Origin of the sequence: Vibrio sp. S/42/10 (genome assembly GCF_029890535.1) — a bacterium.
In the GTDB taxonomy this organism is placed as follows: Bacteria; Pseudomonadota; Gammaproteobacteria; order Enterobacterales; family Vibrionaceae; genus Vibrio; species Vibrio cyclitrophicus.
The window spans coordinates 1-10,357 of sequence record NZ_JAKMZC010000035.1; the positions used below are offsets into that span (position 1 = coordinate 1).

At 41.9% G+C, this 10,357-nt stretch carries 10 protein-coding genes; 2 read left to right on the forward strand and 8 right to left on the reverse strand.

The window, feature by feature from the left end; genetic code table 11:
• From L8S15_RS21475 to rfaD, 3 genes are all read right to left on the reverse strand, one after another.
• Window positions 1-726, reverse strand: a 726-nt coding sequence (locus L8S15_RS21475) for an O-antigen ligase family protein (protein WP_280575113.1), incomplete at its 3' end; no start/stop codon positions are given.
• Between the two features lie 403 nt (window positions 727-1,129).
• Window positions 1,130-2,083, reverse strand: coding sequence for a lauroyl-Kdo(2)-lipid IV(A) myristoyltransferase (gene lpxM / locus L8S15_RS21480; RefSeq protein ID WP_046209415.1), 954 nt, complete (start codon window positions 2,081-2,083; stop codon window positions 1,130-1,132).
• Between the two features lie 134 nt (window positions 2,084-2,217).
• Entirely contained in the window at window positions 2,218-3,159 is a 942-nt protein-coding gene (gene rfaD, locus L8S15_RS21485) for an ADP-glyceromanno-heptose 6-epimerase (RefSeq protein ID WP_280575116.1), read from the reverse strand.
• Between the two features lie 152 nt (window positions 3,160-3,311).
• On the opposite strand from rfaD, the gene L8S15_RS21490 reads away from it, so the two are divergent.
• Together L8S15_RS21490 and L8S15_RS21495 are read left to right on the forward strand one after the other, a co-directional pair.
• Window positions 3,312-4,475 carry a nucleotide sugar dehydrogenase gene (locus tag L8S15_RS21490; RefSeq protein WP_010433826.1) on the forward strand — a complete coding sequence of 388 codons (1,164 nt, stop codon included), beginning with the start codon at window positions 3,312-3,314 and terminating at the stop codon, window positions 4,473-4,475.
• A 194-nt stretch (window positions 4,476-4,669) separates the two neighbouring features.
• Window positions 4,670-5,308 (forward strand): TetR/AcrR family transcriptional regulator, encoded by a 639-nt coding sequence (locus tag L8S15_RS21495; protein WP_010433829.1) that lies wholly within the window; start codon window positions 4,670-4,672, stop codon window positions 5,306-5,308.
• 179 nt (window positions 5,309-5,487) lie between these two features.
• Here L8S15_RS21495 and L8S15_RS21500 read toward each other — a convergent pair whose 3' ends face one another.
• The 5 genes from L8S15_RS21500 to L8S15_RS21520 all read right to left on the reverse strand — a co-directional run bounded on the left by L8S15_RS21500 (window position 5,488) and on the right by L8S15_RS21520 (window position 9,909).
• Window positions 5,488-6,639 carry a peptidoglycan DD-metalloendopeptidase family protein gene (locus L8S15_RS21500; RefSeq protein WP_280575120.1) on the reverse strand — a complete coding sequence of 384 codons (1,152 nt, stop codon included), beginning with the start codon at window positions 6,637-6,639 and terminating at the stop codon, window positions 5,488-5,490.
• An 83-nt stretch (window positions 6,640-6,722) separates the two neighbouring features.
• Window positions 6,723-7,544 (reverse strand): serine O-acetyltransferase, encoded by an 822-nt coding sequence (gene cysE, locus L8S15_RS21505; RefSeq protein ID WP_009847961.1) that lies wholly within the window; start codon window positions 7,542-7,544, stop codon window positions 6,723-6,725.
• 47 nt (window positions 7,545-7,591) lie between these two features.
• Complete coding sequence (gpsA, locus tag L8S15_RS21510; protein WP_102358236.1) at window positions 7,592-8,656, reverse strand: NAD(P)H-dependent glycerol-3-phosphate dehydrogenase; 1,065 nt, start codon at window positions 8,654-8,656, stop codon at window positions 7,592-7,594.
• A 262-nt stretch (window positions 8,657-8,918) separates the two neighbouring features.
• Window positions 8,919-9,386 carry a protein-export chaperone SecB gene (secB, locus tag L8S15_RS21515; protein WP_009847959.1) on the reverse strand — a complete coding sequence of 156 codons (468 nt, stop codon included), beginning with the start codon at window positions 9,384-9,386 and terminating at the stop codon, window positions 8,919-8,921.
• Between the two features lie 88 nt (window positions 9,387-9,474).
• Window positions 9,475-9,909: a rhodanese-like domain-containing protein gene (locus tag L8S15_RS21520; RefSeq protein WP_010433842.1), complete on the reverse strand. Its 435-nt coding sequence runs from the start codon at window positions 9,907-9,909 to the stop codon at window positions 9,475-9,477.
• Between the last annotated feature and the right edge of the window lie 448 nt (window positions 9,910-10,357).

The window sequence follows — 10,357 nt, forward strand, 5'->3', positions numbered from 1 at the left end:
GAGGAAGTATGTCCCTGGATGCGACAGAGGTATATAGCTTAATCCTGCTATAAATATAAATATGGGCATGATTATTAATAAATATGAATAATCTGATTTTATATTTTTAATGCCATAAATAAATGGAATTAAAAGAGTGCCAATATAAAGAAACAATCCTAGGAACCCATATTTTACAGTTCTATCCACTATGCTGTTATGGAAGTTTTTATTATCAAAATTAGCTAATGAACGCCTTACTGTTCCTTCTTTATACATATCTTTTATCATTTTTAAATGTGCATCTTGTCCTAACCCTATCCAAGACGGATTATCTTTTATGATGTTGTAGCCTACTATCCAAAGTTGAATTCTTATTCCCCAAGATGTGTCTAAATTTCCAGAGTTTAAGAGTTTTACTTCTTGTACCGACCGTTCAATTCGACTTTCTATAATAGGGTAGCTTAATATAATTACGCTTGTGAATAACAACAAGCTTGTACAAGCAAGCTTCCAGTTTCTTTTTTTTATAAAGATAAGAGAAATGATTGTTATATATGTTGCGATTAAAGCTAACCACGTCCCTCTTGTGTCAACCAATATGACGTTCATGCTCAGTAAAATAAAGCTGAATGTAGAAAGAAAGGAAAGTAATTTACTCCTGCTTATATAGCAGAGGTAAAGCGTTATGATAGATAATAATCCAATGAAATTAGAGTAAGGAATAGGGTTTAATGGGAGTTTCATCTTCCCTAACTCCTCAAATTCTATAATGTTCATGGTTTGGTAAGATATGTATATAGAGCTTAGAGTAGTTATATATATTAAAAAACGGTAACGAATTGACTTGGGAAAGGATATTGTTGAATATAGTAGTGTGCTAATGAGGACCCTTATCTCAGAAGAACTATAACCATTATAATAATACTTAAACGAAGCATAAGCCGTAGATATCAATATCAATATAATTATATTGTTGTATTCTATTTTTATATTGTCAATTTTTACTAGGCTACATAATATCTTGGTTATTAAAGATATTATGATTAGAGCTACCAGGATTTTATCTCCATTATGGATGATAAAAAGGCCGCTAACGGCCCAATAAATTGGAAGCAAGTGTATAAATTGCATTATTTGTCGAAACATATTATTTGTACGGGTTTATATTACTATCAGGACGAGTCTTAAGCAGCCTTAAGATCCACATATATTGTTCTGGGTTTTTGCTCACGTAATTTTCAATACATTGGTTCATCATACGAGCGTCCTCTTCTTCGCTTCCTGTTGGGAAGGGTAGAGCAGGGTAGAAGTCCAGGGCGTATTGGCCTGTACTGCTATCGTATTGAGCAAACAAGGGCACAATTTTAGCTTTACTTAGTTTTGATAGGCGACCAAGGCCTGAGATAGTTGCTTTTTGAGTCGCGAAAAAGTCAACGAAGACACTGTGCTCACGGCCAAGATCTTCATCAGGGAGATAGTAACCCAGGTACCCATCACGTACCGACTTGATGAAAGGTTTGATACCACCACTGCGATCATAAACACGACCGCCGTATTGCACGCGCTGTCGGTGCATTAGCCAGTCACTGAGTTTGTTTTTTTGTGCTTTCGCCATCGCAGATACAGGTAAATTGCGTGAAGCTAATAATACCGCTGGGATATCGATAGCCCATGTGTGTGGCACCAGCAAGATCACATTCTCGCCACTGTCTGTAATATCGGTTAGGTTGCTCAGGCCGTTTATCGAAGTGTTATTCTCTAGCCAAGTTTTACTCTTGAGTGTCAGTGAAGCAAATCCCATCAAAAATGAGATGGAAGTAACGTATGACTGATAGAGAGTTTCTTCGCGCTCTTCGATAGATTGCTCAGGGAAACACATCTCAAGGTTAACTCGAGCCCGGCGGTTAGCCTTATTCTTAATTTTTACAGCTTGCTTAGCCATAAACTTAGCTAATGCTAAACGAATGCTGTTAGGTAAGAAGCAGACTAAAGACGATAACAAAACAGCAATCCAAGTTCCCCAGTATTTAGGTGCTAGAAAACCCCATTCAAACTCAGGGTTGTAAGCTTTTGGATCAAAATCATTGCGTTGTGTGGTCATTCATTCACTACATTATTTAAATCAGAGAGTTAACTTAATATCGGTCACTCTGGGAATGATTATATTCGTTAGACATTCCCAATAATACACGCTAAAAGTAGGGTGTATTATTGGTCCTAATCTGAAATATACCGTTAAGCGTTTACGACCTTCATGTACTCAGCAACGCCATCGGCTACTGCTTTAAACTCGATATCGCAACCTGTACCGCGAAGCTTCGTTAGGTCTGCTTGAGTGAATTCCTGGTAAGCGCCTTTTAAATGCTCAGGGAAAGGAATCGTTTCGATTTCGCCTTTACCATGGTGCTTGATAACTGCCTTGGCGACTTCTTCAAACGACTCAGCATTGCCAGTACCTAGATTAAAGAGGCCAGATACCCCATTCTCTAAGAACCACAAGTTTACAGCCGCGACATCACCCACATACACAAAATCACGCTTAAAGGTTTCGCTACCTGCGAACAATTTCGGGTTTTCACCGGCATTCATTTGGTTGTTTAGGTGGAAAGCGACAGAGGCCATGCTGCCTTTGTGTTGCTCGCGTGGACCATAAACATTGAAGTAACGAAACCCTACGATTTGCGAAAGCGTTTCGTTGTGTGCTGCTGCATCCGCGGTTAAGCGACGAACGTAGTTATCAAATTGTTGTTTTGAATAGCCGTAGACATTCAATGCACCTTCGTACTCTCGCTCTTCGATGAAAGTGTCGGTCTCACCGTAAGTTGCAGCTGAAGAGGCATACAAGAAAGGAATTTCACGCTCAACACAGTAATGAAGTAGCTCTTTTGAGTATTCATAGTTGTTGAGCATCATGTATTTGCCATCCCACTCAGTGGTAGCAGAGCATGCTCCTTCATGGAAAACAGCTTCAATATGACCAAAATCATCACCGGCCATGACTTGAGTTAGGAAGTCATCACGATCCATGTAATCCGTGATGTCTAGGTCTACAAGGTTCTTAAATTTCTTACCATCTTTTAAGTTGTCGACGACTAGAATATCGTTGTGGCCCGCTTCATTAAGCGCCTTAACAATATTGCTGCCAATCATGCCAGCACCACCAGTTACGATAATCATAATTTTCTAACTCTTTTGAATACAAAACTGTCACGAGTATAGCAAGGAATGGATAAAGCGGGCTAGTGGAATAATTCCCCAACCAGAGTATGATACGGCAAGCTAAGTTATAAATTATGTTGAGTTAATTACTCAAAACTATAGGTATTATCATGAAGATTGCAGTAGCCGGTACAGGGTATGTGGGTCTATCAAACGCTATGCTTTTGGCACAACATCATGAAGTCATTGCGGTAGATATCATCGATGAAAAAGTGGCAATGCTAAACAATAAGCAGTCACCGATTGTAGACAATGAGATTGAGCACTTTCTATCAAATAAGACGCTGAACTTCATGGCAACAACGGATAAAGCCGCTTACAAAAATGCTGAATTTGTCATCATTGCTACACCTACCGATTATGACCCTAAAAACAATTATTTTGATACCAGCTCTGTAGAATCTGTCATCAAAGACGTCATGGAGATCAATCCTGATGCGGTGATGGTTATTAAATCAACGGTGCCGGTTGGCTATACCGAGCGTATTAAGCAAGAGCTGAACTGCGAAAACGTCATGTTCTCACCGGAGTTTTTGCGTGAAGGCAAGGCCCTGTACGATAATCTACACCCATCACGTATTATCGTTGGTGAATGTTCTGAACGCGCTAAAGTGTTTGCGAATCTTCTTGTGGAAGGTGCGGAAAAAGAAAACATCGACGTACTGTTTACTCACTCAACGGAAGCAGAAGCAGTAAAGTTATTCTCAAATACTTATCTAGCGATGCGAGTTTCTTATTTCAATGAGCTTGATTCTTACGCGGAAGCGCATGGCTTGGATTCTCGTCAGATCATAGAAGGTGTTGGCTTAGACCCTCGTATCGGCAATCATTACAACAACCCTTCATTTGGTTACGGTGGTTACTGCTTACCAAAAGACACCAAGCAACTATTAGCAAACTATCAAGATGTACCAAACAACATTGTGGGTGCGATTGTTGATGCAAACCGTACCCGAAAAGACTTCATTGCGGATTCAATTATTAAGCGCTCGCCTAAAATTGTCGGCATTTATCGTTTGATCATGAAGGCAGGCTCTGACAATTTCCGTGCTTCTTCCATCCAAGGGATCATGAAGCGTTTAAAAGCCAAAGGCATCGAAGTCGTCGTGTATGAGCCGGTATTGGAAGAAGAGCATTTCTTTAACTCTAAAGTTTATTCTGACCTTGAAGAGTTTAAAACCGTATCGGATGTGATTGTATCTAACAGAATGGTAGAAGAAATCGCAGACGTAGCAGATAAGGTGTACACTCGAGACCTGTTTGGCAGCGATTGATTACAGTAGCGATTGATTGTACGAGTGATTAAGATTAATGACACGAGCGATTAATGACAGCTGTGATTGATCAAAGGTGTGGCGGTTGAAGGTGAATTTTAGCGTTTGCTAATTCGACCAGATGTTAACAGCTCGATCTATCCGTTTAGTGGCGATATACTGAACCTCTAAACGGATAGGGACACTTATTACCAATGAAAACACGTGACAAGATTGTTTATGCTGCTCTAGAGCTTTTTAATGAGCACGGCGAGCGCAGTATTACGACCAATCATATTGCTGAGCATATCGAAATTAGCCCTGGTAATCTCTACTACCACTTCCGCAACAAACAAGAAATTGTCCGTGATATCTTTACTCTCTATTCGACAGAGTTGCTTGAAAGGTTCACACCGATTCAAGGGCAACAAGAAAGCCTCACGCTACTCAAACGCTACCTAGATTCTATCTTCACGCTGATGTGGAAGTACCGATTCTTCTATGCGAACCTACCTGAAATACTGTCTCGTGATGAAAAGCTCCACCTTGATTACATGGCTGTACAAGAAAAGCTGCAAACCAACCTTGTGGGTATCATGCGAGCCTTCGTTGAGTTGAACTTGCTCAAGGCAACAGATGCAGAAATGAAGTCGATGGTGACGTCTCTTCACTTGATTGCATCAGGTTGGTTGGCGTATCAATCTGCGATGTCTCCAAAAGCTCAAATTACCGAGCAAGTGGTTCATCAAGGAATGCTGCAGATGATCGCGACGGTTAAACCGATTGCGACAGCTCAAGGTTTTGAGCAGCTGACATTATTGGAAGATGGTGTAAGGGCGTTGAACTCAAAGTAGTTTTAATAGCTAAGTAAATCTATGAGATTCCAGATATTTCGTTCCTCAATTCTGGAATGACGCGTGGCTCTTCGTTGTTTGGGGGGCTACTTAACTTAAGTCGTCATTCCGTACAGCGAGGTACGAGCGTGATACGGAATCTGCTTTTTTCTTGGCGACTCGCATCCCGTATCTGCTCTTTATCGAACCAACCAGCTCTTTGGATTCTGAGCTTGGCTGTTTCTACGAATTTCAAAGTACAATGATGGGCGTGTTTGGCCGCCAGTGTCACCTGCAAGCGCGATGGCTTCACCCGCTTTAACCTTGTCACCTTCTTTCTTCAGTAGTGCTTGGTTAAAGCCATAGAGCGTCATATCACCTTTACCATGATCGAGAAGAACCACTAAACCATAGCCTCGCAGATACTCGGCAAATACCACCGTACCTGAGTAAACGGATTTAACCTGCTGACCGTATTTGGCGTTGATCACCATGCCTTTCCAGTTAATTTGCCCCGTTTGACGTGAACCGTAGTTATGTAGAACTTTATCTTTGATCGGCCAAGGTAGCTTACCTTTACGTTTTGCTAGGCCATCCATCGGTACTGCATTACGTCGTTCTCGAGCCGCTTTTTCTGCTTTTGCTATTTCAGCTTTCAGGCGAGTTTCATTTCGCTGAAGTTCAGCCAAGTAATTTTTGTCGCCAGAAATATTCTTCTTAATACTGCCAACGGTTTTCTTACGTTGTGTTTGAGTCTGAGACAACTTGTCACGCTTAGTGGTTTGCTGTTTTAACAATGTTGCGATTTGTTCTTGCTCGAGTTGACGCTGTTTGTGGCTTTCTTCTAATTCAAGTTGCGTCTGTTCAATCGTTTTAATGGTTGCGGAGCGAGCTTTGGCAAGGTGCTGGTAATAATGACTGATGCGATCTTCTTCTACACCGGTGTTGAGAATGTGAGAAGAAGCCTTAGCTCGACTCGTCATGTAGTAAGTCTGAATGAGCAGCTCTAACTTGTCTGTCTGGACTTTTTTCTGTGCAGTGAGCGCTTTAATCTTTGTGTCTAAGTTAGCAATATTAGCATTAGCAGTATTGAGCTGCTTTTTACTGTCTAGAATCGCTTTTTCAAGTGAAGCGATGGACAGCTCCTGCTTCTTGAGGTTTGCCTGTAGGCTATCGAGTTTCTTTTGCTGGGAAGAGAGCGCTTTCTGTTGACGAGAGATTTCGCTTGATACGCCTTTCAGTTCACCTTGAGATGCAGCAAATGATGATGAAGACAAAAGAGCAACACCAAGGCTGGCAGATATCAAAAGAACAGTGCTCATTGATTGAACGGGTTTCATCATTATCGTCATTTTGCTCTTATTAATAATCAGCATCTGCTGCGAGTCTTTTCGCATCTCGGCTATCGGTTATTTGTCGGATCCCGAATCTGCTCTTAAATCCCATCACCATGGATGAAGTTCTGAGAACGACCGTTAAACCCCTGATCCATATCCAAAGACGGCTTGTCAGTTTTCGGTTTTCCAACAATTTTTGCAGGAACACCAGCGACAGTCGTATGAGGCGGAACGGCTTGAAGAACCACAGAGCAAGAACCAATTTTCGCGCCTTCACCCACTTCAATATTGCCAAGTATTTTAGCGCCGGCACCGATCATTACACCTTCTCGGATTTTAGGGTGACGATCGCCACCTTCTTTACCCGTACCACCTAAAGTCACGTCTTGAAGGATCGATACATCATTTTCAACTACGGCTGTTTCACCAATCACGATACCGGTGGCGTGGTCGAGCATGATCGCTTTACCGATACGAGCGGCTGGGTGAATATCCACTTGGCAAGCAACCGAAATTTGGTTCTGTAGGTAAGTAGCAAGCGCAATACGCCCTTGCTTCCATAGCCAGTTAGCCACTCGGTAACCTTGCAAAGCGTGGTAGCCTTTCAGATAAAGCAGAGGCATCGAGTACATCTCGACCGCAGGATCTCGATTTACCGTCGCGCAGATATCACAAGCAGCCGCATCAATAATCGATTGATCTTGCTTAAATGCTTGTTCAACCACCTCACGCACCGCCATTGCGGGCATTGAAGCCGTCTTTAGCTTGTTGGCTAGGATATAACTTAATGCAGCGCCTAAGCTTTCGTGGTTGATAATGGTGGCATGGTAAAAACTCGCAAGCATAGGTTCTTGCTCTGACTGCTGTCGAGCTTCCTTCACAATGCATTGCCAAACCTTTTGCTGTTCACAGTGTTTCATTTTTCCATCCATTTTATCTATTTCATTCCACGACTTAATAAGCGATGTTATCGCTCTGACTTCTTGTCTCGAGCAAGCAGATCTTGTGCCGCTAAGTGGGCATCTTTCCCTTGATACAGCACTTGATAGATTTGTTCAACAATTGGCATCTCAACACCCATACGTTCGGATAGTAACCAAACTTCTTTAGTGTTGCGATAGCCTTCGACCACTTGGCCGATCTCTTCTTGTGCAGTATCGACGTCTTTACCTGAACCTAAAGCCAATCCAAAACGACGGTTACGTGATTGGTTATCAGTACAGGTTAGTACTAGATCGCCCAGCCCTGCCATACCCATAAAGGTTTCGGGTTGTGCACCCAGTGCAGCGCCTAAGCGACTCATTTCAGCTAAACCACGCGTGATCAGTGCAGTACGAGCATTGGCACCAAAACCAATGCCATCCGACATGCCTGCGCCAATTGCGATAACATTTTTCACCGCGCCGCCAAGTTGCATGCCGATGAAATCTGAGTTTGCGTATACGCGGAATGTTTTACCGCAGTGAATCTTCTCTTGCAGCTCTTCTAAGAATACTTCATCTGGTGAAGCGACAGAGATAGCCGTTGGCATGCCCATCGCTAACTCTTTGGCAAAAGTAGGCCCTGATAGAACCGCTAGCGAGTACCCATCACCCAGCACATCGTGCGCGACATCTTTAAGTAAGCGGCCTGTTTCTGGCTCTAGGCCTTTGGTCGCCCAACAGATGCGAGAATCTGTACCTAAGTAAGGTTTCAGGCTGTTTAGAACAATACCAAACACGTGGCTAGGCACAACAACGAGAAGGTCACGACTTGCTGTTACTGCTTTCTCAAGATCGGATTCGACGATTAGGCTTTCTGGGAATTTTATATTTGGTAGAAACTCATTATTAGCTCGCTCAGATTCAAGACGAGCCATATGAACAGGGTCGTGTCCCCAAAGAACAACATTGGCACCGTTACGCGCTAGAGATATCGCTAAAGAGGTTCCGTAAGAACCGGCGCCTACCACTGTCATGGCGATATCTTTGCCGTAAGCGCTGTCTTTACCGTAAGCGTCTGCCGTGTTAGTCGGGCGAGTTGTGTCTGTCATGCTTCCACCTAAAAATAATGAGGGAAATCGAAGAGTTTTGGAGAAACCCTTTACTAAGAAGAAAAAGCGCTCTACCAAAGTACAGTGTAAATAAAAAATGCACATCGCAGAAGCTGCGATGTGCATTTAAAACTAATTATTTCACAAAAACTAGCTATCGAATAAAAGGCAATCTTCTAATAGAAATAGCCGTTTGTTGGCCGTTCGTTTATTAGTTATTTATTGGTCATTTATTCGCTAAGCGTTAAGACTACATTGAGACTTAAGCTTGTTCGCCTTCAGCTTGTTGAGCTTGGTTTTGTAGGTAGTTCATGAACAAAGCATCAAAGTTTACTGGAGCTAGGTTCAGTTGTGGGAACGTACCTTTAACCACTAGGCTAGAAATTGTTTCACGCGCGTATGGGAACAGGATGTTCGGGCAGAATGCACCTAGGCAATGTGCCAGTTGACCAGCTTCCATTTCGCTTGCAGAGAAAATACCGCCTTGTTGAACTTCACAAAGGAACGCTGTGTCTTCTGCATTCTTAACAGTAACAGTTAGACGTAGGATAACTTCGTAAACACCTTCGCCAAGCTCACGGCTTTGAGTGTCTAGGTCCAGTTTTACATCTGGGTTCCACTCTTTTTGAAACATATCTGGAGAGTTTGGCGCTTCGAAAGAGACGTCTTTTAGGAAAATACGTTGGATTGCGAAGTTCTGTTGTGCGTCTTGTTGTGCTGCTTCAGCCATTTTCTTGTCCTTAAAAATTTATAATTAGGCTCTGTTCATCATATCAGTCGAACAAAGCCCTAAAGTAATATCGTTTTACTCGGTCAGCTTATTTCTTACCTTTAACCAAAGGAAGGTTAGCTTCGCTCCAAGCCACTAAGCCGCTTTTCAGCACGCTTACGTTTTCGAAACCTGCTTTAACCAGCAAGTTCGCGCTTTCTTGAGCGGTTTGACCCGTCTTGCATACTACGATGATTGGGTCTGCTTTGTGACTTTCAAGGCTACCAAAGTTATTTGCTTTGATATCTGACGGTAAAATGTGAACTGCGTCAGTAATATGGCCTTTCTTGAACTCATCCTTAGTACGAATATCAACCACAACACCGTTTTCGCGGTTAATCATGTGTGTGGTTTGCGCTGCCGTGATCTCTTTATAAGCTGCGTTTGATGTCTTGATAACGTTCGCAATGATGGCAACAACCAAGCCGATCCATACGATGGCTAAAATCATATTCTCTTGAACAAATGGAACTAACTCTTGCATATCTTGAACTCTTATTCGTTATTGGGCGAAAAACTATAGGTCAGGAGTATAGCGAAGTTTAGTTTTTTGTATAGAGAGCTTAAAAGGATTCTACCGCTTAGTTGTGCATGCCGTTAGGATGTTTGGGGTGTATCAAACATGATGTACAAATATTCATAAAGAATGAGCTAAGGATACTTTAGAACTGTTATCTGAATATAAAGCTGAATGCTATCCTAAAGCTACTTGAACGGTAAAGTGGTAGTTAATCGAATTGTATGATGAATGAATTATTTATATAAATTACTTATGATATTTTTCTATTGTATTGTCTATCGCGTTGAGGTGATGGTTATGATATAATACTACGATTTTTTACTCATTAATTTATGTTTTAATAATTTGGTTATATTAAGACAGACTAAACGAATTATAATTTGGTGATGATAGTGAACAATGTATTAATATA

Excerpts from the sequence above, each read along its gene's own strand:
- lpxM (WP_046209415.1), bottom strand. The coding sequence starts at position 2,083 with ATGACCACACAACGCAATGATTTTGATCCAAAAGCTTACAACCCTGAG.
- rfaD (WP_280575116.1), bottom strand. The coding sequence starts at position 3,159 with ATGATTATCGTAACTGGTGGTGCTGGCATGATTGGCAGCAATATTGTT.
- L8S15_RS21490 (WP_010433826.1), top strand. The coding sequence starts at position 3,312 with ATGAAGATTGCAGTAGCCGGTACAGGGTATGTGGGTCTATCAAACGCT.
- L8S15_RS21495 (WP_010433829.1), top strand. The coding sequence starts at position 4,670 with ATGAAAACACGTGACAAGATTGTTTATGCTGCTCTAGAGCTTTTTAAT.
- L8S15_RS21500 (WP_280575120.1), bottom strand. The coding sequence starts at position 6,639 with ATGACGATAATGATGAAACCCGTTCAATCAATGAGCACTGTTCTTTTG.
- cysE (WP_009847961.1), bottom strand. The coding sequence starts at position 7,544 with ATGAAACACTGTGAACAGCAAAAGGTTTGGCAATGCATTGTGAAGGAA.
- gpsA (WP_102358236.1), bottom strand. The coding sequence starts at position 8,656 with ATGACAGACACAACTCGCCCGACTAACACGGCAGACGCTTACGGTAAA.
- secB (WP_009847959.1), bottom strand. The coding sequence starts at position 9,386 with ATGGCTGAAGCAGCACAACAAGACGCACAACAGAACTTCGCAATCCAA.
- L8S15_RS21520 (WP_010433842.1), bottom strand. The coding sequence starts at position 9,909 with ATGCAAGAGTTAGTTCCATTTGTTCAAGAGAATATGATTTTAGCCATC.